Raw genomic sequence first — 22,960 nt, forward strand, 5'->3', positions numbered from 1 at the left:
TTTTGACATGCAAAGGTGCGCATGTCGAATGTGGCACGCGCGAAGGCCGGTCGGGGCGTCACTTCACCCCGTGCGGTGCAAAACCGGTTGGCCGGTGCCGATACGCTTGACTGAATACTGTCCGACTCCCAAGGGATGGAGAAATCTCGCGTGGCACCCAAGTCGAAGGTGGACACCGTTGCCAACCTCGCCAAGCGCCGGGGTCTGGTCTACCCGTGCGGTGAGATCTACGGAGGCACCAAGTCGGCGTGGGACTACGGTCCGCTGGGCGTCGAACTGAAGGAGAACATCAAGCGGCAGTGGTGGCGCACCATGGTGACCAGCCGCGACGACGTCGTGGGCCTGGACTCCTCGGTGATCCTGCCGCGCCAGGTCTGGGAGGCCTCCGGCCACGTCGAGACCTTCTCCGACCCGCTGGTCGAGTCGCTGCACACGCACAAGCGCTACCGTGCCGACCACCTGCTCGAGGCCTACGAGGAGAAGCACGGCCACCCGCCGGCCAACGGCCTGGCCGACATCAACGACCCCGAGACCGGCCAGCCCGGCAAGTGGACCGAGCCGAAGAACTTCTCCGGTCTGCTCAAGACCTTCCTCGGCCCGGTCGACGACGAAGAGGGCCTGCACTACCTCCGTCCCGAGACCGCGCAGGGCATCTTCGTCAACTACAAGAACGTCGAGACCACCGCGCGCAAGAAGCCGCCGTTCGGCATCGCCCAGATCGGCAAGAGCTTCCGCAACGAGATCACCCCCGGCAACTTCATCTTCCGGACCCGCGAGTTCGAGCAGATGGAGATGGAGTTCTTCGTCAAGCCCGGCGAAGACGCCGAGTGGCACAAGTACTGGATCGACACCCGCCTGGCCTGGTACACCGACCTCGGCATCGATCCCGACAACCTGCGCCTCTACGACCACCCCAAGGAAAAGCTGTCGCACTACTCGGCCGGCACCACCGACATCGAGTACCGCTTCCGCTTCCAGGGCAGCGAGTGGGGCGAGCTCGAGGGCATCGCCAACCGCACCGACTACGACCTCAAGACGCACTCGGAGCACTCCGGCACCGATCTGAGCTTCTTCGATCAGGCCTCCGGTGAGCGCTACATCCCGTACGTCATCGAGCCCGCGGCCGGTCTGACCCGTTCGCTGATGGCGTTCCTGGTCGACGCCTACGCCGAGGACGAGGCCCCCAACGCCAAGGGCGGCGTCGACGTGCGCACGGTGCTGCGCCTGGACCGCCGTCTGTCGCCGGTCAAGGCCGCGGTGCTGCCGCTCTCGCGCAACGCCGACCTGACGCCCAAGGCCAAGGACCTCGCCGCCCAGCTGCGCCGCAACTGGAACGTCGACTTCGACGACGCGGGCGCCATCGGCCGCCGCTACCGCCGTCAGGACGAGATCGGTACCCCGTTCTGCATCACGGTCGACTTCGACACCCTCGACGACCAGGCCGTGACCATCCGCGAACGCGACTCGATGGCCCAGGAACGCATCGCCCTGGACAAGGTGGAGTCCTACCTGGCCACCCACCTCATCGGCGCCTGATCCGACCGTAGCGAGAGCCCGCACCGAGTCATGGTGCGGGCTCTCGCGCGTGCAGGTGATCACAGTGCGTACCTGATGGTTTGCATCGCCCGCCCGCGTGCCGCACTCTTTCCGTTGTGCTGTGGGAACCGGAAGACGTGGTGCGGGTGCTCGACCCCTCGGAACAACGATTCGTCCGGCACGCCACCTTCACCGGACGCTCGGTCACCGTACGCGGTGAACTCGACGCCGCGGCGCTGGGCGCGGCCTTCGCGGCGCTGCAGCGCGCCTTCCCGATCCTGGTCTGCCGGATCGTTGAGGACGACACCGAGACCGGAATCCTGGTGCGCCCCGGCGATATCGAGCCGGTCGGCGCGTGGGTGAGTTTCGGTGATCCGGACGAGGTACGGATTCCCACCGAGTCGATGGATCCCGGCGCCCAGCTGGGTTATCTGGATGTGGTTCTCGCCGAAGAGGATCGGGCCAGGGTCACCCTCTTCGTGCACCACAGCGTCGCCGACGCCGCGCACTGCGTGGAACTGTTCGAGCGGCTGTGGGGGTACTACACCGACCACGTGGAGACCGGCACCATCGCGGCCGCGGCCCGGGAGTACCCGGTGTCGCTGGAGTCGTTGCTGGCGCGGCGGGGGACCACGCGCGGACCGAAGTCGGGTCTCGAAGCCGTGATCCGGCCGCTGGTCGTCGCGGACGCGGTCGGGGTGGTCGAACCCTCGCCGGCGGCGACGCCCGCGCTGGCCCGCCCGGACCGGATCCACCTGGACCCCACCGAGACCGCGCGGGTGCTGGAGCTGGCGCGGACCCATGCGGTGAGTGTGAACGGCCTGGTCACCGCGGCGGCGTTGCGCGCGTTCGCCACGCTCTACGATGTCGCGCAGGTCGGCTGTCTCTATCCGGTCGACATGCGCAGGCGTCTCGACCCGCCGCTGGCGGCCGCCGCGGGCACCAACATCTCCGGGCTTGCCGCGTTCACCACCGACGTCACCGACACCGACGACATCGTCGCGCTGGCGCGCCGGATCGGCACCGCGCTGCACGACGACCTGGCCGACGGCGTGATCGAACAGTCGGTGCTGCACTTCCCCGACTTCTTCGGTTCCACCCGCGTGCACTCCACCGCCGGGCACATCGCCCTGACCAACACCGGCACGGTCCCCACCTTCCGCGCGCCGGCCGGGCTGATCCTCGACGACTACGAGATCGTCTACCTCTCGGCCCATCCCCGTCCGTCCACCGGTGGTTCGGCGGCCGTGACCTTCCTCGTCTACACCTACCTCGGCAGGCTCACCCTGGCTCGGCTCGGCGGCGGGCCGCGGGCCACCGAACTGCTGCCCGCGGTCGCCGCCGAGCTGACCGGCCGCCCCGCCGCGGCGGAAGCGGCCAGCGCCTAACGGCCCTCGACCATCTCACCGAACGCGATCATGAGCGCGTCGCCGTGCTGCGGACACAGCCCGCGGGTGGCCGCGCCCATGAGATTGCGCGTCTCCGGCTCGGTGAATCCACCCTCGGTGCCGAACCCGATGACCTTGCGCAACACGTCGGGACTCACCCCGCGCGAGTCGAACACCTCGCACATCGCGTAGCCCACGTCGAGCAGTCCCTCGTCGGACTGCCACAGCAGCGACGGCGAGTAGTGCCGTGCCGTGTCGAGGAAGAGCGTCTCGTCCTCGGGACTCGCCGCCTGGGCGAGGCCGGCGCCCGCCAGGAGTGCGGCACACGCCGCGGCCGCCACGGTGATCCGGTACTTCAGCATGACTGTGTCCTCTTTCCGTCGATCTTCCGCAACTCTAGATCGACTGTCCGACAACAATTCCCGCAAGGATCACCGCGGCGCGATCGGCTCCTGGAGCTCGGTGACCCACCCGTCGGGATCGGGAGTCCATTCCAGGGTGACCTCGCGGACCGGCGCCGCGGTGCGGTAGCCGTTGTCCTCCACCCAGCGGCCCAGCGCCTGCCACGCCGCGCCGATCCCGTCGACACTGCCGCGATGGATGGTGGTCGCCACCTGGCCCAGCGCGGGCAGGTCGACGATCGAGAAGCCCGGCGCGGCCTCGGGTTCCACATTCACCGGCACGCACGCGTGGATGCCGACGGTGCCGTCGGGCAGCTCGCGGTAGTACGCGATGGCGGGCCCGACCACCGGGATCCCGGCCTCGGTGATCTTCTCCCAGAGCCCGCCGAACAGCGGCTGGATCACGGGGCTGATCGCGGCGGGCTCGAATCCCGCGGCGACCCCGGTCGATTCGGCCACCCGGACCGCGGGCAGGGACTTCACGACGACATCCTGATCGGGCATGACGCCCTCCTTCTCGATGATGCGGAGTCGCACCTCGACCTCGGTCAACCGGGCGCTGTCGGCCGCGATCCGCTGCTCCAGCTCCGCCCGGCGCACCGCGAGCATGCCGCGCAGCTCGCCGGGCTCGGGACCCGGGTCGAGCATCCGGCCCACCTGTTCCAGCGTGAACCCCAGCTCCTTGAGCGCGACGAGCCGGTTCAGCTGGGCCAGCTGGGCGGCGGTGTAGAACCGGTAGCCGGTGCCCGGGTCCACCCGGGCAGGTCGCAGCAATCCGACGGCGTCGTAGTGGCGCAGCATGCGCACCGACACCTGACCGTGTCTGGCGAAATCTCCGATACTGAACATGACGCTCCCGGTCTACGGCCTCACACGGTGTGAGGGTCAAGCCCGACTCAGAATCGCCCGCCCCGGCTGACCCGCCGTGACCCCGAGGACCCGCCGTACGACCCGGGCCGGTACCCGCCCCCACCGAAACCGCCGCCACCGCGCGTCGCGCCGCCGAGCGAGCCCCGCAGGAACCCGTCGAGCAGGATGCCGCCCAGGACCGCACCCGCCTGCGAGCTGCCCGCCACCGGCTGCCGCGACTCCCACGCCCGCACGCTGGCCTGCGCCTGTTCAATGGCCCGTCCGCCGAGGTCGGCGGCGGCCTGCGCGCTGGTCAGGGCACGATCCGGGGCGGTCGCGGCCAGCCCGCGCGCCTCGTCGAGGTGCCGCTGCGCCTCCGACAGCCGGGTCCGTGCCTCGGCGTCGACGCCGCCGCGGCGGGTGGTGATGAAGGAGGACGCGGCATCGATGCGCGCGGCCGCGTCGGTGAGCGCGCGGTCGAGCCTGCGCCGCAGGTCCTCCACGGCGAGTTTGCGATCCGAGGCGGCGGCGATCGCCTTGTCCAGTTCGGCGTCGGCGGTGACCGCGTCGTGGAAGGCGCCGAGCGGATCGGCCTCACCTTCGCCACTGTTCAGCACGGTCGAAGCCCGGGTGACCGCGGCGGCCAGCTCGGGGCCGCCGAACTCGGTGAGCTGAGCCGCCGCGGCCAGATCGGCGCGCAGCTCGTCGAGCGCACCGGGCAGCCCGTCGCGGGCCTGCTGGATATTAGTCGCCGCCTGGTCGACGGCGTCGAGCAACGCGCGAGCCTGCCCGACAGCGCCCTCGGCGGCGCGGATCGCCGCCACCGCACCACCCTGCTTGCCGACCGGCTGGGTCAGCGCGGCCCGAGCGGTGTCGATGTTCTGCTCGGCGAAGGCGATCCGCTCGCGCGCCATGCGCACGTTGTCGTGGATCGGGGCTAGCACCGAGGCCGGGTAGGCCGTATCCAGCCGGGCCAGTTCGGTTTCGGAGGCGGGCGTGCGGGCGGTCAGGTCGACGACGTCGCGGGTCAGGCCGTCCAGCCGGGCGGGCGCATCGATGAGCAGGTCGCGCATGGCGTCGAAATCGGCCACCTGGGCGTCCAGTTCGCGATCGGCCTTGCCCGCGGTGGTGATCAGCTCGATCAGCATGCCGCGCTGCTGGTCGGGGGTTTCGGGCACGGCGTCGTCGAGCTGCTGGCGAAGGGTGAACGCCGTGGCCGTGGCGGCACGGGCCGCATCCAGGGCGGTGCGGAACGGTGTCACCGCGGTCTCCCCGAATTCGCCGGTCGCCAGCGCCAATTCCTCGGTGCTTGTCCGCACAGCATCGTCGATCTCGACGAGCCGCTCGCGGGAGAGGGCGTGCAGGGTGGGCAGCGACAGTTTCGCCAGCGCGGCCGAATCCGCCGGATCCACCGTGCGCGCGGTATCCAGCTCGGCACGACCGGCATCCCGGCGACGCTTGCGGGAGAACAGGATCAGCCCGCCGGCCACCGCCACGACCGCCAGCGCGATACCGATCAGCCAGCCCCAGGCGACGCCGCCGCCGGTCATCGCCGAGCCGATGCCGTCGGCGGTGCCGACCGCGGCCTGGGCCCATCTACCGTCGCGCAGATCGGGCTCCACCGTCCCGGCCAGCAGCGTGTCGAGCTCGCTGTCGCTGACCTCGTCGGGCAGCGTGCCGTCGAGCCAGTAGCCGCGGTCGTCCACCGCCACCGCGAACAGCAGATCGTGCTCGGCGAACCCGGACAGCTCGCTGGTGCGGGCCGCCCACTCGCGCGGAGCCATCGCGGCGAAGTCGCGCACGTAGATCACCCACATCTTGACCTGGTGATCGCGGTAGAGCCGGTCGACGGCCGCGAGCACCCGTTCCTCGTCGGCACCGCTGAGCACGCCGGCGGAGTCCACCACCCGCGGGCCCATCCGCGACGGCGGCTCCGCGCGCACGCCCGGCGCGCACAGCACGGCCAGTGCGGCGAGCACCGCGCACAGCACACCGGTCCACGCGCGCACCGGAACAGGATGGGGGGCCGAACTCGTCCTCGACTGCCGCATGTGTCGAATCTAACGGTCGGGTGCCGAGGACGCGGGTACGACAGCGCGCCGCGTGGCTTCTACGATCGGCGCATGGTCACAGTCGATCGCCTCTACTCCGGACATGTCACCGCAGGCGAGGCCGCCCAGCAGCGCGACGTGCCGGGCGCCCGCATCGTGAAGATGTCCGTCGGCCCGATGGACAACAACGCCTACCTCGTGCAGTGCACCGCCACCGGCGCCGCCGTCCTGATCGACGCCGCCAACGACGCCGCCCGCATCCTGGACCTGACCGCGCAGGAGACGCCGGGCCAGCTCGACCTCATCGTCACCACCCACCAGCACCCCGATCACTGGCAGGCCCTCGCCGAGGTGACCGAGACCCTCGGCGTCCCGACCGCCGCGCACCCACTGGACGCGGGCATCCTGCCCGTCCAGCCCGACCGCCTGCTGGCCGACGGTGACACCATCCAGGTCGGCGACCTCGCGCTCGAGGTGATCCACCTGCGCGGCCACACCCCGGGTTCGATCGCGCTGTCCCTCATCGACGGCGCGGGCCGAACCCACCTCTTCACCGGCGACTCCCTTTTCCCCGGTGGCGTCGGCAAAACGCACAGCCCCGCCGACTTCGGCACCCTCCTCGACGACGTCACCACCAAGCTGTTCGACCGCTACCCCGACGACACCGTCGTCTACCCGGGCCACGGCGACGACACCACCCTCGGCGCCGACCGCCCGCACCTCGCGGAGTGGCGCGAACGCGGCTGGTGAACCCGTCCGGACGGAACGAACGGCACCTGGCCCGGGCCATAGTGCCGTTCCTCCGACGGTTCTGACGCCGCCAACTCCTGACGGTGATTACACCGCCGACCCGACGATGCCGGTTGTCGGCGCTGCGAGCGAGACGGGCAGTAGATCAGGCTGCGAGCCTGTCGACAACGCCCCGGCCAGCACGAAGATCGTCAGCGCGATCTTCCCGGCCTTCGTGACGGTCCGTAGGCGGAATGCGCAGTGGATAACCACTTTGCCTCCACGGAACAGCGTCATCCTGAAGACCGGTTTGTTGTTTCTGTGGGTCATGCGACCTCCTTCGGGGGGTCGCGCGGAGATCTCTGAGGTGGGCACCTCCTTCGAGGAGCCGTCGTTACAAAAACCGGTTCGCGCAACAGAGAATGCTTGTGGAACCTGTCGATTCCCGCTCCACGGGGACCGGGAGATGCCGCTCGCCAGGCGAACGACCGGTGGGAGGGCTACCCGGTTGACCAGACCGCCCAACTAGGTGGTGTCCTGGTGTCGTCGCAGGGCACCAATCCCAGTACACGCCCCTGACCAGGCAATTGTCGACCCCCGCGACTACTCGAATTCGATCCGGATGTACGCGGCCCCACCCGCCCGGCGGTCTCGAACAGCCGGGGGAACGGACCCGCGCCCGGTAGTTCACCGGACCGGAATCCGGTGGTGACCGCTGGCATGATCGGTCGTCGTACCGACCTGGCAGACTGATCAGGATGAAATCGGGTTTCCCGCGAACGGCCGCTCCTGCCCCGGATGCTCCACGTCCGCGCGGGCTCGTGTCGACCGTCTCGCTCTGGACCGGCCGGCTGATCGCGGGGGCGGTACTGATGGGGTTGGTGCTGGTGGCCGGGACGGCGGTCCGGGTGTGGCAGGTCGCGCGGATCGACGACTACAGCCCGGCCGACGCGATCGTGGTGCTGGGCGCCGCGCAGTACTCCGGCACGCCGTCGTCGGTGTTCGAGGCTCGGCTGTACCAGGCGTGGCGGCTCTACGAGGCGGGCGTGGCGCCCCGGGTGATCACCGTCGGCGGCAAACAGGAGGGCGACCTCTACACCGAGGCCGCCTCCGGCAAGCGCTACCTCGAGGACAAGGGCGTCCCCGGCGAGGACATCCTCGCCGTGGAGACGGGCTCGGACACCCTGCGCAGTGTGGAAGCGGTGGCGACCGCCATGCAGGCGCGCGGAATGTCATCGGCCGTACTCGTCAGCGATCCGTGGCATTCACTGCGCACCAGGACGATGGCCCGAGATGCCGGACTGGACGCGTGGACCGCGCCGACCCGCACCGGACCGGCCGTCTACACCAGGGAGTCGCAGTTCCACGGCATCGCTCGCGAGACCGGCGCGCTGCTCTGGTACCAGCTCACCCATTTCTCGGCAGATTTCTCTTATACGGCGGGACAGTGAGATTCGATGAGCGACAGCTACACCTCGCACGACCGGGAACGCATGGTCCACGAGCCGGGCAAGACCGCCTGGCCCGGCGCGGCGGGCAAAGGTCACCGCAGCGAATTCTCCCGTGACCGCGCCCGCGTCCTGCATTCGGCCGCACTGCGCCGCCTCGCCGACAAGACCCAGGTCATGGGCCCGCGCGAGGGTGACACCCCGCGCACCCGGCTGACCCATTCGCTCGAGGTCGCCCAGATCGGGCGCAGCATCGCCGACGGTCTCGGCGCCGACCCCGACCTGGTCGACCTGGCCGGCCTGGCCCACGACATCGGCCACCCGCCCTACGGCCACAACGGTGAACGCGCCCTCGACGAATTCGCCGACGAATACGGCGGTTTCGAGGGCAACGCGCAGAACCTGCGCATCCTCACCCGGCTGGAACCGAAGGTGCTCGACCCGGCGGGAGAGAGCGCCGGGCTCAACCTCACTCGCGCCGCGCTCGACGCCACCCTCAAATACCCGTGGGGCAGAAGCGGTTCCGGCACCAAGTTCGGCGCCTACGAAGACGACCTGCAGCGCCTGGCCTGGGTTCGCAAGGACGCGCCCGAGCGCAAGCAGAGCCTGGAATGCCAGATCATGGACTGGTCCGACGACGTCGCCTACTCGGTGCACGACGTGGAGGACGGCGTGATCGTCGGCCGGATCGACCTGCGCGCCCTGGCCGACCCCGCCGAACAGGCCGCCCTCGCCGAACAGGGCCACGGCCAGCACCCCGACCAGACGATCGGCGCGCTGGCCGCCGCCGCCCAACGCCTGTCCGAACTGGACGTGGTGGCCGACGCGGTGCACTACGACGGCACCTTCGCCGCCTCGGTCGCGCTCAAGCGGATGACCAGCGAGCTCGTCGGACGCTTCGCCACCGCCGCGATCGCCGCCACCCAGGAACAGCACGGGCCGGGTCCGCTGATCCGCTACGAATCGGATCTGATCGTGCCGCCGATCGTGGCCGCCGAGGTCGCCGTGCTCAAGACCGTCGCGCTGCGCTACGTGCGCTCCGACCCCGGCCACCTGGCCCGTCAGCAGACCCAGCGCGAGCGCGTGCAGGCCGTCGCCGACCGGCTGCTCACCACCGCGCCCGCCCACCTCGACGACCAGATGCTGCCCTGGTGGAACGCCGCCACCGACGACACCGCCCGGGTGCGCGTGATCATCGACCAGATCGCCTCCTACACCGAGAGCCGCTTCGAGCGCGTGGCCGCCTCACTCGACTGCCGCTGAACCGGCCCGACTAGACTCAGTCATCGTGGCCGGACGAATCCCAGATCGCGATATCGCGGCGATCCGTGACCGGGTCCGGATCGAAGACGTCGTCGGTGAGTACGTGGCGCTCAAGCGCGCGGGCGCCGACTCGATCAAGGGCCTGTGCCCCTTCCACGACGAGAAATCGCCGTCGTTCCATGTGCGGCCCAACCACGGGTTGTTCCACTGCTTCGGCTGTGGCGAAGGCGGCGACGTCTACAAGTTCCTGCAGCAGATCGAGCACATCGGCTTCGTCGAGGCCGTCGAGCAGATGGCCGACCGCATCGGTTACCAGATCAACTACGAGGGCGGCGGCACCTCGGTCCAGCGCGACCGCGGCACCCGCTCCCGGCTGGTCGCCGCCAACGCCGCCGCGCACGAGTTCTATATGGCACAGCTGCGCGAACCCGAGGCCGAGACGGCCCGCAAGTACCTCACCGACCGCAACTTCGACGGCGCCGCCGCCCAGCAGTTCGGCTGCGGCTACGCCCCCGGCGGCTGGGACGCGCTCACCAAACACCTGCTGCGCAAGGGTTTCGAGTTCAAGGAGCTCGAGGCCGCGGGCCTGTCCAAGCAGGGCAAGCGCGGCCCGATCGACCGGTTCCACCGGCGTCTGCTGTGGCCGATCCGCAATCTCGGCGGCGAGGTGATCGGTTTCGGCGCGCGCAAGCTGTTCGACGACGACACCATGCCCGGCAAGTACGTGAACACGCCGGAGACGTTGCTGTACAAGAAGTCTCAGGTGCTGTTCGGTCTCGACCACGCCAAGCGGGAGATCTCCAAGGGCCACCAGGCCGTCGTCGTCGAGGGCTACACCGACGTGATGGCGATGCACCTGGCCGGCGTCAAGACCGCCGTCGCCTCCTGCGGCACCGCTTTCGGCGAGGAACACCTCCAGGTGCTGCGCCGGCTGCTCATGGACGACAACTTCTGGCGCGGCGAGATCATCTACACCTTCGACGGTGACGCGGCGGGCCAGGCGGCAGCGCTGAAGGCCTTCAGCGGCGATCAGCGCCTGGCCGGCCAGACCTACATCGCCGTCGCCCCCGACGGCCAGGACCCGTGCGAACTGCGTCAGCACTCCGGCGACGCCGCTGTCCGCGACCTGGTCGCGCGCCGAACTCCGCTGTACGAGTTCGTGATCCGCGGCCTGCTTGCCGAACACAACCTCGACGACGTGGAGGGTCGCGTCGAGGCGCTGCGTCGCACGGTGCCCGTGGTGGCCCAGATCAAGGACAACGCCACCCGCAAGGGCTACGCCACCAAACTGGCAGGCTGGGTCGGCTGGGACGACATCCAGCTCGTCGTCCGCCGGGTCGGCGAGGAAGCCAAGAAGAACCGGATGGGCGGTGCCGCGCCCAACGGCAAGGCTGCAGCGCCGATCGCCGCGCCCCGCGTCGAGGAGAGCTCGGTCCGGCCCGCGCCCAACGACCCCGTCCTGCTAGCCCAGCGCCAAACCCTCAGTGCCGCACTGCAATACCCGGGCATCGCGGGTGTGGTGTTCGACTCCATCGACGCCGCCGCCTTCACCCACCCGGCCTACGTCGCGGTGCGCATCATGATCAGCCAGGCGGGCGGCACCGCCGCGGGCCTCAGCGGCGCCGAATGGGTCGCCGCCGTCGCCGACCACACCGACGACCTGATGATCCGCGCGCTGGTCTCCGAGCTGGCCGGCGAGCAGCTCCCGGTGCGTTCCCACAACGACACCCCACGCTTCATCACCGGCATCCTGGCGCGCACGCAGGAGGCCTGGGTGGGCCGCCAGATCGCCGAGCTGAAGTCCAAGCTGCAGCGCCTGTCGGCCAGCGAGGAACCCGACGCCTACATGACCCTGTTCGGCGACCTGGTCGCGCTCGAGCAGTACCGCAAGAGCCTCGCCGCCCAGGCCATGGGCAGCGAGTCCGCGGGCGTCTAGGTCAGCGCCGCAGCTGGTTGTGCGGCACCAGCACGGTGGTGCGCTCGTCGATCGGCGTCATCGGCTCCAGCTTCGGCTGCGTGCTCAACTTGTCCGACAGCTTCTGCCGGCCCACCGACACCAGCTTCTTCGTCACCGGGCTCCCCGTGACGGCCCGTGTCGCCGCACTGATCTGCTCGTAGCGCGCGCGCCCGGCCTTGGTGCCCAGCACATAACCGGCCGCTACGCCGATGATCAACCGCAGCATCTCCTGGAGCTCCTCCCACGTCTGTGTGCGGGCTCCATCCTGCCCCAGCCGCCCCACCCGTGTCGATCCGGCCACCCTTCGTCGACACATCGTTATACGCCGCATGACCGCAGGTAGAGCTCCGATTTGGGAACCCGCAACCCCATGCGCTAAAGTTTCATCTCGGTCAGCCCGCCAAGGCAGACCGCCTGAGTCTAACCACTCAGGGCAGCATTCCCCTATAGCTCAATTGGCAGAGCAGCCGACTGTTAATCGGCAGGTTTCTGGTTCGAGTCCAGATGGGGGAGCATAAACCACCAGGCCAGGCACGTTAACCGTGCCTGGCCTGTGTTGTTTGTCTGGCGATAAGATGCGCGAGGAGTTCCGGTTCACACCTGGCCGGAGGCCGCCTCCAATTCGTGGCCGTCGTGAAGGAGTGCTGAGCCACGTGCCGGCTCGGTGGAAGAACTCACTCGGATGATGAGAAGACCGCGGACTGACCACGCACGACCAGCGCTGAGTAGCAACGAAGTAGGCCATCGCGACCCGGCGCCACCCGCAGATAGCCGAATGGCCCATCGGCTGGGGTGATGCGCTCGACGTGTCGAAGATGTAGGACCGTGGACTTCGATATCAGTTTCACGGCTACTGATTCGGCTATCAGATGGTTTACATGCACAAGGTAGTGCTCAGTGCTGAGGCCGGTGACTTCTACCAGCACCTCGGCAACCTGCGGACTATCGGCGCCCCGGGCTTCGATTCGCGTCGAGAATCCGACAGGCGGAACACCCGACGGGCCCTGTAGCGGTTTCAGTAGCCTGCGAACGGCGAGGACGGACTTGGTAGCTGTCGGCGCGTACCAAGCGATCGTGTTGTCGCTCGATTTGCAGCGTGGTTCATGCCTCGACTCGAGGTTGGCCGGGTTGCCCGCCAGGAAGATCGTTCGTGTGAAGCTCGCGCACCAGTCGCTCAGCTCTTCGTCCGGAAGTCCGAGGGCGAAATCCAGACTGGATCGGATGAAGACCACCGGATCGAAAGCGCCGACCACCACGGCAGCCGCACCCTGGTCATCTCGTCGGCCGTTCCGTCCGCCGAATTGCTCGATCCTGGAGTCGATTTCACGCTGCAGGAAGTTCTGGGAGAACACTACAGCTCCACTTCGATCAACTCGATGACCTGCCTCGCTACCGCCTCGGGGCGTGTTTCTGCCATCGGAATGCGATAGGTCGGCACGAGGGCCGAGGCTTCGGCCAAGACTTGCTGATACCGGCCCCGAATCGCCTCCAGGCGGGTGCCGGTTTCATGAGGTCTCGCCGGTCCTCCTCGACGGGCGATCCGTTGAACCGCTTGGTCGACGTCCGCGTCCAGCCAGATGAGCAGCTGGGGGAGTTCCGATTGAATTCGATCGGCGATCTGTTCGATCAGAAGGTTGACAGGTAGCCCGAGTACCGCCACGAGCTCATCCGAGGTGGCTACGAGGTCGGCTTCGATGCCCAATCGACGTCGCTGCGCCGCTGCCCAATCGTCGATCAGTTCTCGCTCGCCGGTGTCTGCCCGCTCCCACCACCGTTCGAGACGATCGATGTCATCGGAATCGCTGACCGCCGTCCGCAACAGGGGCAGATAGACCGCCGCGTCGATGATGGGATCGCGATCGGAGATGATCACCGTCGGTGCGGTGGCGTGAGCGACAAACCTTGTCGTCGGTCCGTACATACACAGCTGTAGGTAGACGGCCACGAGCTTGAGTCGCTCGCTGCCGATGGTGTCGGCATGGCGGCTGAGTCTTTCCAGCGCGCGGGACAGACTCTGCAGGGGCGCGTCGACCGAGTGATGATTGCGGAGGCAGGTGACCATCGCGCAGTGTGGGGCGAGGAGCCGCCTGACGAGCTCGGCGGTGGTGGACTTGCCGGAGCCGTCGATGCCGACCAGCGCGACAACAGGAGGCAGCCGGTCTGCTGAGGTTTCGTCGAACACAGCCGAATCGGCATCGAGCCGGCCGTTTTGATTCGACCGGACCGCAATCGCGCGCATCATGCTCACAGCTCGGCGGGGGACGCCGTCGACCATGCCGCCACGGTCGGCGCGAATACGCGATCCTTGATCCTGGTGGGGCGTTGACCAGAGGCGACTCGCTCCAGCCACTCTCGCATGAAGGTGGACGGCGGCACGTGTAATACCCGTACGGCGTCGATCGAACCGCGCTCACGGGCGTCTGCGTACGATGCCGACTCTCTCGCCAGGTGAGTGTCGAGCAATTCGGCGAACCGCTGTGTTTCGGTCGGCGGCTCGTTTCGATCGAATTCCACGGCGATCTCGTACCGGGACACTGCCGACGGACTCACGCGGGCCGCCAGATTCTCCACGGCAAGCCCGGACTCGGACACGGCATCCCGCACGGCCTGAATGATCTGGTCCTCACGTAACCGCGCAGACCCCGCGATCAGATCGCCTTGGCGTCCGCGGTAGGCGATCCGTGGTGTGCGGCCGACGAACCCGACCACGCGCACGATGTCGCGGGTCGCGCAACGATAGATACCGCCCAAGCGGGTCATCACGACGTGGTAATCGCGTCCGAGTTCGAGCTGGTGAGCCAGCAGGGTGGACGAAGTCGGGCGGATCTCGTGTTCGACTGGGACGAACTCCAGGAAGCTCGAGGTGATGGCGAGCGGGGCGCCGGTGGGATGTCGATCGATGGGTGCCGCGAGTGGCCCCTCGGACGAACCGATCGGAGCCGCGACGATCTCGACGTTCGGTCCGTAGTCCTGCATCAGTTTGGGCAGGTACAAGCCTGCGGTGTAGGCAGTCCAGGTCACGACGCCGGTCAGGTTGGGCCAGAGATCCTTCGGCCGGACGGTTCCGGTCCGAGCGGCCGTAGTTTCGATCTGTGTGGCGCGCGCAGGATCGCCGACGGAGAACGGAGCGTCGGCCACGGTCCCTCGGCGGATCTCTTCGGCGATTCGCGGCCACCACATACGCAGCTGCGTCGGAAGCGCATGTGCGATAGCTGGATTGACGGCGAACACGCAGCGGACGTCGTACTCGGCAGCTATGCGAACTTTGGCGTAGGTGCGCGTGAGCGGATCGGCATCGTGAAGCTCTGCGGGTAACCGACTCCAGACGGCATGGTTCCCGAGGCCGACGGCCGACTCCCGTCCGAATCGCTCGTAGTCCAGCTGACTGGCGCCCAGGTGTGGTTGACCACCGGCGGTTCGATCGATCGGTGCGTCGGGGTCCTGCCAGAGATTGAGGACCGCGTTGTCATCTGCGAGCACATCCGGATGGCGGTCCAGCAGATTGGCGAGTCCGGTGAAGTAGAACGGGATGAAGCTCTCCGTCAGATAGGAGAGCGTGACCGGAATCTGTTTCTCCCGGCCCGTCGTTCCACTGCTGGAAAAGTAGGCGATGGCCTCCTCGTCGGCCAGCACGTTCGCCTCGCCGGCTATCGCCCGATCCAGCCAAGGTTCGAAATCCTCATGCATGCGTATGGGAACGCCGCTGCGGAAGTCGTCTGCGCCCCGCAGATCGGCGAAGTCGTGATAGATGCCGAACTGGGTGCCCGAATTGCGGCGAAGTATGTGCGCGAGAAGGGAGTTCTGCGTGCCCTCGGGGTCGGCCAGAGCTGTCAGCAGGGCATCTCGCGCTGCGAATGCCTTGGCCCTGATCGGTTCGCTGTTGTTCGCGGCGTTGTTGGACAAGGTGTTCCTCGTGGGTTCGATCAACGGATATAGAGGGAGTCGATGACGGCCCGTGGGACCGGCCGGCTGATCACGGCAGTGGTGAGACGGTAGGGGTCTGTCCACCCGGACTGCGTGATATGGGGTCGGATGAATTCGGTGACCGAGGCGGCGGCGCTGTGCTCCTGATCGAGCAGTCTCCGAGCCTTCTTCAGGGCGCGGAACAGTCCTTGGTAGCTGAACGAGACTGGGGACGCGCGACCCAGTGTCGATATGAAATAGATTCGCATCGCGAGTCGGTACTCACTCTCGGAGAACTCGGCGAGTGCTTTCGTTTGAATTTCGGACAGACTCACGCCGGCCCACCCGCCGTGACGACTCGACAGGGTTCGGCCATCGACGGGCACCCGCCCGAGCGCGAGTCGTGATGTCGAGATGCCGAAATGTTGGAGCAGTTTGGCTATCAGAATGAAATCCGGGCCGACTTCTTCGTCGAAAACAAGGAGAACGTGGTCGCTTTCCAGTGCGTGCGGCAAAATGTCGCGTAGGGCGGTCGCGACGTAGTTGGCATGACCGGCCGTGCTGATGACAGTCCGAAGTGGGACGCCCCATCGGGTGCCGTCCAGATACACGGGACCGCCCATGGTGCGATGGTCCAAGCACAAACCCTCGGTTTCCAGTTCCGCGACCAGTCGATCGACCGACCATCTCGAGGGGCGGTCATCGCTGAGGCCCGGATCGAGCACGCCGAGGTCCGCCAGTTGCCGGGACCAGAGTTCGACCATCCGTGTGGTGGCCGGATGCGCCCATCCCTCGGCTTCGACCTTGGCCACGTACGGTGCCAGGGCCGAGTGCGGTACGACCTCGCCGCGGGAGTGGAACTCGACGTAGAGCCGGCCGATCGACAACTCGTCCAGGTCCGAATAGTCGCGGCGGCCGTATGTGCGGTCGAGATATTCCCAGAATCCGATTGCTTGGCCCGATAAATTCGGTGTGCGGGGATTCCACAGGCATGTGATATTCGTTGTCTGTGCTGTTGCCTTGAGCAGCAGATCTGCCCAGAGAAAAGCTTTTACGTGAGACGGGACGATCGGTTTCGTCGGGGTAATGGTTACCGGGGCGACCAAGATTCGCATCCGCTGTACATCCTCGTTGCAAATTAAACGTAGCCGGCGGATCGGCATGGTCGATCGTCGGTGCCGAAGCTTGTTCTGGTCATGTGGAACGGCCTCCCCTGTGATCGCGACCACGAGTTCTGTCGTCGCGGGCGTTGTCTCACCCCTGTAGTCGGCACGAGCCGGTGCCTGGAGCGCCAACCTAGCTGGGTGGCATGAGATTTCGCGAATCGGCCTGATCTTCGTACATCTTGCTGCGCTTATGGCGTCTACGTCATGGTTCACCGCCGGGGGTGCTCGGGTGTGAGAACTTTTCCGGCACACATCGTGTGAGGCGGAGCACTACTGCGCTACGTTGCATGGACGTATATCTGTGACGTACGGTCACAGGCGTCGCTGATGGGCAGGTCGGTGGCAGGGGATGACGGCCGACTGTGGCCGGGCTCAGGCGGTGTAGACCGATGGGCCAGTTCGATTCCTGGGTTCGTTGACAGGTGGGGGCCCTGGGTGGTCTCTACGTTTTTTGGTCGAAGCAGAGGTGCGCGGTGCACCTCTACTTTGCTGTGCGCAAGGGATGTACGGATGAGCAACATGATGGAAGCGGACCGCATCGAAGCGGTGGATCTGAGCTATCGGGAGGGTAGCCCGGTGCATCGGACGGCCGACGGCTGCGACCTGTACTACGAGGTCGAGGGCCAGGGCCCCAGCATCACCTTCGTCTCCACCATCTACGTGGTGAGCACCGCGTGGCGCGCCTTCACCGGCAACCTGGTGCAGAACCATCAGGTGCTGACCTACGACCTCCGAAACCAGGGCACCTCCGGCGACACCGCGCTCGGATTCGGTCAGCATTCCGACGACCTGCTGTCCCTGCTCGACCACCTCGGCATCGAGAAGACCTACCTGGTGGGAACCTCGATCTCCACGCTGATCTGTCGTGACTTCGCTGTCGCGCATCCCGACCGTGTCGCCGGGCTGGTGCTGATCGGGACTCCGCTGAGCCCGTGGGGGTCCAACCGCCGTCGTCGGATCGCGAAGTCTTGGCTGACCGCGGTCGAAACCGGCGGCCCACGAGCACTGTTCGATCAGATCTACCCGCTCGTGTTCGGCGACAAGATGCTCGCCCTCGGCGGCAATGCCACCTATCTGGCGCTGCGAGAGCGCTTCCTGGCCATGAACACCGCTGAGCAGCTCGCGGAGAACCTGCGCGAGTCCATCGACGCCAGCGATGACGTGGAGCTGCTGCGCAGCATCACCGCGCCCGCACTCCTGCTCAACGGGGACGACGACTTCTGCAACAGCCCCGCCTCCCTGCATGCCCTGGCCGAGATTCTGCCCCGGGCGAGCGTCGAAATCATCGAAGGCTGTGGGCATCTGCCGTTCTTCGAGGCGACCGACCGATTCCAGGCATCGGTGGCGGATTTCGTCGCCACGACCGAGTCGCGGGCGAAGTAGATCCGCTGGTGGAGAAACTGATCCAGATCACCCGCGTCCATCGCTGGTGGGTCGTCGGCGCATGGCTGCTCCTGGTGGCAGCCGCGGTGCCGCTCATGCTGCATCAAGCCGACCGGCTCACGGCCGGTGGCTATGAGGTCCCCGGGAGCGGATCGCAACAAGTTCAGCGAGTAGTCGCCGAAAAGTTCCCGGCCTTGTCCCAGGAACAACTGCTTCTCGTCGTCCGGTGCGACACCGGCGCGGCCCCGGAATCGGTAGAGCGGCAATTGGAGCGGACCCTGGCGCAGGTCGGTGCCGGCGGTAGCGCCGTTTCGGTTGCCGCGCCGGCTGCCGTGGCGGCGCGGCAGGCGGTGGCCACCGGGCATCGTGAGCTGGCGATTCCGTTGCACGTGACGACAGGATGGAACGGCGCGATCGACGCTGGACGCGATCTCACCCATCACTTCGACGAGTCGAGCGGCGAACCGGGTTGCCGTACCCAGGTTGCCGGGCGCGGTGCCCAGGCGGCGGCGTTGCACGACGTCTCCGAAAGCGGGCTGAAGCTGGCCGAGATGATCGGCATGCCCGTTCTGCTGCTCATGTTGCTGGTGATCTTCGGCTCGTTGGCCGCGGCCGCGCTGCCACTCGTGATCGCGGGCGTCAGTCTGGCTGTGACCGGCGCCGCGATCTATCTGATCTCTCAGCACGCGCTGATGTCGGTGTTCGCGTTGAACATGTCGTCGATGATCGGTCTCGGCGTCGCCGTGGACTACGCCCTGTTCGTCGTGGTGCGGTTCCGTGAAGAACTGCGGCGCGGGGCGACCGTCGAGCAGGCTCGTGCGACGAGCATGCGGACCTCCGGGATGGCCGTCGTCGCCAGCGGCGCGACCGTTGTCGCGGCCTTGAGCAGTGTGTTCGTCATCGACAACGCGGCGTTGCGATCGATGGCGCTCGGTGCGGTCCTGGTTGTATGTGTCGCGGTGCTCGTGACAGTGACCTTGCTACCGATTCTGCTGAGCCTGCTCGCCGGCCGGATCGGGCGCGTGGAATCGGACGGGGTCGAGCGGCCGCTGGAATCGACGTTCTGGTATCGCTGGACCGCGCGCGTCGTCGACCGCCCCGTCGTCGCGACGGTGCTCGCCCTCGGCGCTCTCGCTCTGCTCATCGCCCCGGTCTTCTCGTTGCGGATGGGCGATGACACCCTGCGTCAGCTCCCCGAACAGAATTCGGCGCGCCAGGCCGCGGAAACCGCGCACCGGCTACTCGGACCAGGAGCCGACGCACCCGTCGTCATTACCCTGCAAGGCCGCCCGGGTGGTTCCGTCGACGCGGACACGGGACGGTTGGCCGAGGCGCTTCGCGGTGACGCGCTGGTCGAGTCGGCACAGGTCATCGGCGCCGAAGGCGATGTCCGGGTACTGGCAGTGGTGCTGAGCGTCGACTATGAGAGCGAGGCGGCGCGTGGCTTCGTCCGGACAGTGCGGTCCGAGATCCTGCCGGCCACCGGCATCGAGGCGACATCGCATGTCGCGGTCGGTGGAGCGGGCGCGAGCGGAGTCGATCTGATCGGCCTCATCCATGATCGGTTGCCCCTGGTGGCTGTGCTCGTGCTGGTGCTGTCCTACATTCTCCTGGCGTTGCTGCTGCGCAGTCTGGTGCTTCCGCTCAAAGCGATCGTCACCAACATGCTCTCGGTGGGTGCGGGGTTCGGTGTCATCGTCGCGCTGTTCCAATGGGGCTGGTTGCAGGACCTCACCGGGATCGAACCACTGGGCCACGTGCAGAGTCTCGCGCTGCCGCTGGTGCTGGCCGTCGTTTTCGGGCTGTCGATGGACTATGAGGTTTTCCTCTTGTCCAGAATCAGGGAGCGATGGGAAGCCACCGGCGATGATCGGCGAGCAGTCGCCGAGGGCGTCGGGAGTACCGCAGGGGTCATCTCGAGTGCCGCTGTGATCATGATTGCCGTCTTCGCGGCCTTCGGCGTGACCGGAATACCGGTCGTGCAGCAACTCGGTATCGCCTGCGGTGTGGCGGTCGCGGTGGACGCGACAATCACCCGGCTGATTCTCGTTCCCGCCACGATGACGATGCTCGGCCGCTGGAACTGGTATTTCCCGGCACCCTTGCGCAAGATCCGGGTACTGCAGGAGGCACGGGAATGATCGGGGCGTTGAACGCCGGACTGACCATGCGAGGTGACACTCCTTTCGCCACCTGTTTCTTGCAGGCATTGGCGAACGTTCTCGACACGCGCGGTGTCGCGGACCCGCTGCGTCGACTCGGCCCGGCGCTCGGTTTCGGGCGCCGGGGTGAAACGCGGCTGACCGGTGGCGAGCGCATGATCGCCAACACGGCCGCGCTCACCGGCTTGGCGCTGACCAGGCACCACCACATGGACTGGTCGCACGCGATTCGGTTCGAACAGGAGACCCTCGACGCCGGTGGTGATCTGATCGTGGGGCTGGACTCGTTCGACATCCCGTCCCCCTATGAGAAGGTCGAGCATCTCACTCACGCTGTCGTCGTCCTCGGACATCGCGACGACCACGTGCTGGTATCCGATGCGATGAACCATCCACAGCCACGGCGGATGGACCCGGCCACGTACGCCGAGTCCCGGATGAGCGCAGCCGGTGCTGGTGTGTCGCTCGTCTGCGCCGGTCGAGTCGGCGAACCTCTCGACGAGGCGGGAATGGTGGGTTTCCTGGCTCGCGAAGTCACAGCCCACCGCGCCGAACTTCCCCTCGCTGCCGCCTTCGCGGCCGAGGTGGCGGATGGTGACGGCATCGCCGATGTCGCCGATGTCGCCGCCGAGCGACTCGTGCTCGGGCAGTTGGTCGCCGGATTGAACCGGTCGTGGGCCGCCGAGGCGGCCAAGGCCTCGGCGGGTTTGTCGCGGCGCTGGTATCTGGCGCACACCATGGCCAGAGAGGTGGCGTGCGGCAACGCCGCGCCGCGACCGGCACGGCTGGCGCGCCTGCTGACCGAGCTGCACGGCCGTGAAACCGTCTTCAACGAGATGCTCACCGACTATCTGGCCGCCGACGGCATCAGGACGTGACCGCCGCCCACGTCGGCGTCGACTTGGTGTTCCAACCCGAATTCGAGCAGGTCGTGGCTCGCCACGGTCAACGATTCCTGCACCGGGTCTTCACCGACACCGAACGGGCCTACTGCGCCGCGCAAGGTGCTGCCGGTCCCGCATCGCTGGCGGCCCGGTTCGCGGCGAAGGAGGCCACGTTCAAGGCGCTGGCCTCGGCTGTGCCGACGTTGCGCTGGCGCGAGATCGAGACCGTCAGCCGCGACGACGGCCGACCGGTACTGCGGTTACACGAGCACACCAGGGCTGCGGCGTTGGCGCACGGGTGCGTCGGCAGCTCGATCAGCCTCAGCCACGACGGCGACTACGCGATCGCGATGGTCGCCCTCCATTTCACCACCCCGATCGATCCCCTCTGACTACGAGAACCACAGGAGGAAAGCGATGGAAGACCGCATTATTGCGATTGTTCTGGCGCACACATCACTCGGCGCGGCCGGAACCGTCCTCGGCAACGACACAGATCTGTGGGCAGCCGGGATGAGCTCGGTGCACAGTGTGAACGTCATGATGGCCGTCGAGGACGAATTCGACATCGAGTTCCCCGAAGAACTCCTCACCCGCGCCACCTTCACTTCGGTCGCGTCGATCGCCGCCGCGGTGCGCTCCCAGAGCGCCGACGTCGCGATGGCGTCGGCATGACGACGTCTACGGCTCTACCCGAGCAGATGACGAACGGTGATCCCGTCGCGGCGGCGAAGACAATTGCCGCGCAGGTGCTTTCCGCGCACGCGGGCAGCGTCGACCGTGAGGCTGTCTTCCCGGCCGAATCCATCGCGGCGATCCACGCGGCGGGGTTGCTGGGCGCCGCCGTCGCACGACGGTACGGCGGCGCGGAACTCTCGCTGAACGAGCAGGTCGGCGTCGCACGAGAACTGGGCCGCGGGTGTTCGGCGACGGCCATGGTGTGGGCGATGCACCAGGTGCAGATCGCTTGCGTGGCCCGCCACCACGGTGATGACCCGGACCTCGTCGCCACCCTGACTCGTTACGTCACCACCGGTACGCTCATCGCTTCGATCACCTCCGAAGCCGGAGTGGGCGGCAGTTTGCGCACCTCCACCGCGGCCGTCGAACGCGACGGCGATCGCGCGGTCCTCAGCAAGAAGGCGCCCACCGTGTCCTACGGCGCGTACGCCGGTGCCTACCTGGTCACCGCCCGACGCAGTGCCGATGCCGAGGCCGGGGACCAGGTCGCGGTGCTGGCCGACGCCACGTGCAGCGAACTCGCTCCGACGGGCCCCGGATGGAATCCGATGGGCATGCGCGGAACGTGCAGTCCCGCCTTCGGTTTCACCACCACAGTGCCTGCTTCGCACATCCTGCCTGTCGGGTTCGACACCATCGCGGCGGCCACCATGGTCCCGCACTCCCACATCCTGTGGGCGGCGGTATGGATCGGCATCGCCGCGGACGCCTTCAAGCGCGCCCAGACCGCGGTGCGCAAGCGTGGCACCACCGACGTGCGACTGGCCGATGCGGCGCGAGCCCTGACTCAGCTCGAAGCTCTGCTGGCTGACTCGGTCCGTCGCTATACCCCGATCTGGGACGATCCGGCGGCTTTGGAGACTCTCGGCGGACCCGGATTGACCATGCAATTCAACGACTTGAAGGTGCTCGTCTCCCGGGGCGCGGTCGATGTCGTCGAACTCGCCCTCGAGATCTGCGGCATGGCCGGTTATGCCGAAGCTGGCCCGCTCTCGGTTGCCCGGCACCTGCGCGACCTGTACTCCGCGCGGCTGATGATCGGCAACGAGCGGCTCATCGCCACCAACACCCGACTTGCCCTGCTGAAGCGAGGATGACC

21 protein-coding genes and 1 tRNA gene are annotated in these 22,960 nt (G+C 67.4%); 13 read left to right on the forward strand and 9 right to left on the reverse strand.

The features are described 5' to 3' along the window. Positions 1-135: 135 nt before the first annotated feature. Together EL493_RS12115 and EL493_RS12120 are read left to right on the forward strand one after the other, a co-directional pair. Entirely contained in the window at positions 136-1,536 is a 1,401-nt protein-coding gene (locus EL493_RS12115; RefSeq protein WP_174436012.1) for a glycine--tRNA ligase, read from the forward strand. A gap of 116 nt (positions 1,537-1,652) precedes the next feature. Next, positions 1,653-2,924, forward strand: coding sequence for a phthiocerol/phthiodiolone dimycocerosyl transferase family protein (locus EL493_RS12120; protein WP_019045888.1), 1,272 nt, complete (start codon positions 1,653-1,655; stop codon positions 2,922-2,924). On the opposite strand, the gene EL493_RS12125 is transcribed toward EL493_RS12120, so the two are convergent. From EL493_RS12125 to EL493_RS12135, 3 genes are all read right to left on the reverse strand, one after another. Next, positions 2,921-3,286: a DUF732 domain-containing protein gene (locus EL493_RS12125; protein WP_019045889.1), complete on the reverse strand. Its 366-nt coding sequence runs from the start codon at positions 3,284-3,286 to the stop codon at positions 2,921-2,923. The two genes, EL493_RS12120 and EL493_RS12125, sit on opposite strands and share 4 nt — an antisense overlap. Before the next feature lie 69 nt (positions 3,287-3,355). Next, a complete protein-coding gene (locus EL493_RS12130) occupies positions 3,356-4,174 on the reverse strand; it encodes a MerR family transcriptional regulator (protein ID WP_030202628.1) in 819 nt (272 codons plus the stop codon). A 47-nt stretch (positions 4,175-4,221) separates the two neighbouring features. Continuing rightward, positions 4,222-6,183: a TPM domain-containing protein gene (locus tag EL493_RS12135; RefSeq protein ID WP_019045891.1), complete on the reverse strand. Its 1,962-nt coding sequence runs from the start codon at positions 6,181-6,183 to the stop codon at positions 4,222-4,224. A 114-nt stretch (positions 6,184-6,297) separates the two neighbouring features. Between EL493_RS12135 and EL493_RS12140 the strand changes: the two genes are divergently transcribed. Then, on the forward strand, positions 6,298-6,975 hold the full coding sequence (locus EL493_RS12140) for an MBL fold metallo-hydrolase (protein ID WP_019045892.1): 678 nt from the start codon (positions 6,298-6,300) through the stop codon (positions 6,973-6,975). Positions 6,976-7,062: 87 nt separating this feature from the next. Here EL493_RS12140 and EL493_RS12145 read toward each other — a convergent pair whose 3' ends face one another. Beyond that, positions 7,063-7,284: a hypothetical protein gene (locus EL493_RS12145; RefSeq protein ID WP_022567222.1), complete on the reverse strand. Its 222-nt coding sequence runs from the start codon at positions 7,282-7,284 to the stop codon at positions 7,063-7,065. Positions 7,285-7,826: 542 nt separating this feature from the next. On the opposite strand from EL493_RS12145, the gene EL493_RS12150 reads away from it, so the two are divergent. The 3 genes from EL493_RS12150 to dnaG are packed head-to-tail and all read left to right on the forward strand — an operon-like array spanning position 7,827 to position 11,601. Further along, positions 7,827-8,405 carry a YdcF family protein gene (locus tag EL493_RS12150; RefSeq protein ID WP_232017319.1) on the forward strand — a complete coding sequence of 193 codons (579 nt, stop codon included), beginning with the start codon at positions 7,827-7,829 and terminating at the stop codon, positions 8,403-8,405. A 6-nt stretch (positions 8,406-8,411) separates the two neighbouring features. Further along, positions 8,412-9,665, forward strand: a complete 1,254-nt coding sequence (locus tag EL493_RS12155; RefSeq protein WP_019045895.1) for a deoxyguanosinetriphosphate triphosphohydrolase — start codon at positions 8,412-8,414, stop codon at positions 9,663-9,665. A gap of 25 nt (positions 9,666-9,690) precedes the next feature. Beyond that, complete coding sequence (gene dnaG, locus EL493_RS12160) at positions 9,691-11,601, forward strand: DNA primase (RefSeq protein WP_019045896.1); 1,911 nt, start codon at positions 9,691-9,693, stop codon at positions 11,599-11,601. A 1-nt stretch (position 11,602) separates the two neighbouring features. Here the strand turns inward: dnaG and EL493_RS12165 are convergent, their stop codons facing one another. Next, positions 11,603-11,848 (reverse strand): hypothetical protein, encoded by a 246-nt coding sequence (locus tag EL493_RS12165; RefSeq protein ID WP_030202633.1) that lies wholly within the window; start codon positions 11,846-11,848, stop codon positions 11,603-11,605. 214 nt (positions 11,849-12,062) lie between these two features. Here EL493_RS12165 and EL493_RS12170 point away from each other — a divergent pair. After that, positions 12,063-12,135, forward strand: a tRNA-Asn gene (locus EL493_RS12170). A 161-nt stretch (positions 12,136-12,296) separates the two neighbouring features. Here EL493_RS12170 and EL493_RS12175 read toward each other — a convergent pair. Genes EL493_RS12175 through EL493_RS32285 form a run of 4 tightly spaced genes read right to left on the reverse strand, consistent with a single transcriptional unit; the run spans position 12,297 to position 16,640 of the window. Beyond that, on the reverse strand, positions 12,297-12,974 hold the full coding sequence (locus tag EL493_RS12175; RefSeq protein ID WP_022567224.1) for a DUF6182 family protein: 678 nt from the start codon (positions 12,972-12,974) through the stop codon (positions 12,297-12,299). Further along, entirely contained in the window at positions 12,974-13,897 is a 924-nt protein-coding gene (locus EL493_RS12180) for a hypothetical protein (RefSeq protein WP_126405673.1), read from the reverse strand. The genes EL493_RS12175 and EL493_RS12180 overlap by 1 nt, the downstream gene beginning before the upstream one ends. Next, positions 13,867-15,525 (reverse strand): GH3 family domain-containing protein, encoded by a 1,659-nt coding sequence (locus tag EL493_RS12185; RefSeq protein WP_022567226.1) that lies wholly within the window; start codon positions 15,523-15,525, stop codon positions 13,867-13,869. The genes EL493_RS12180 and EL493_RS12185 overlap by 31 nt, the downstream gene beginning before the upstream one ends. 20 nt (positions 15,526-15,545) lie before the next feature. Further along, on the reverse strand, positions 15,546-16,640 hold the full coding sequence (locus EL493_RS32285; protein ID WP_022567227.1) for a hypothetical protein: 1,095 nt from the start codon (positions 16,638-16,640) through the stop codon (positions 15,546-15,548). 561 nt (positions 16,641-17,201) lie between these two features. Between EL493_RS32285 and EL493_RS12190 the strand changes: the two genes are divergently transcribed. From EL493_RS12190 to EL493_RS12215, 6 genes are read left to right on the forward strand one after another with little or no spacing between them, the layout of a single operon-like run. Continuing rightward, the gene (locus EL493_RS12190; RefSeq protein WP_019045902.1) at positions 17,202-18,074 is read left to right on the forward strand and encodes an alpha/beta fold hydrolase; all 873 of its coding nucleotides are present in this window, start codon (positions 17,202-17,204) and stop codon (positions 18,072-18,074) included. Between the two features lie 8 nt (positions 18,075-18,082). Further along, on the forward strand, positions 18,083-20,215 hold the full coding sequence (locus EL493_RS12195) for an MMPL family transporter (protein WP_019045903.1): 2,133 nt from the start codon (positions 18,083-18,085) through the stop codon (positions 20,213-20,215). Then, the gene (locus tag EL493_RS12200; protein WP_019045904.1) at positions 20,212-21,114 is read left to right on the forward strand and encodes a hypothetical protein; all 903 of its coding nucleotides are present in this window, start codon (positions 20,212-20,214) and stop codon (positions 21,112-21,114) included. Before EL493_RS12195 ends, EL493_RS12200 begins: the two co-directional genes overlap by 4 nt. Continuing rightward, on the forward strand, positions 21,111-21,512 hold the full coding sequence (gene acpS, locus EL493_RS12205; protein WP_019045905.1) for a holo-ACP synthase: 402 nt from the start codon (positions 21,111-21,113) through the stop codon (positions 21,510-21,512). Before EL493_RS12200 ends, acpS begins: the two co-directional genes overlap by 4 nt. A 25-nt stretch (positions 21,513-21,537) precedes the next feature. After that, complete coding sequence (locus tag EL493_RS12210; protein WP_019045906.1) at positions 21,538-21,795, forward strand: acyl carrier protein; 258 nt, start codon at positions 21,538-21,540, stop codon at positions 21,793-21,795. Next, on the forward strand, positions 21,792-22,958 hold the full coding sequence (locus EL493_RS12215) for an acyl-CoA dehydrogenase family protein (protein ID WP_022567228.1): 1,167 nt from the start codon (positions 21,792-21,794) through the stop codon (positions 22,956-22,958). Before EL493_RS12210 ends, EL493_RS12215 begins: the two co-directional genes overlap by 4 nt. The last annotated feature ends 2 nt before the right edge of the window (positions 22,959-22,960 follow it).

The sequence above is a fragment of the Nocardia asteroides genome, from assembly GCF_900637185.1.
Classification (GTDB): Bacteria; Actinomycetota; Actinomycetes; order Mycobacteriales; family Mycobacteriaceae; genus Nocardia; species Nocardia asteroides.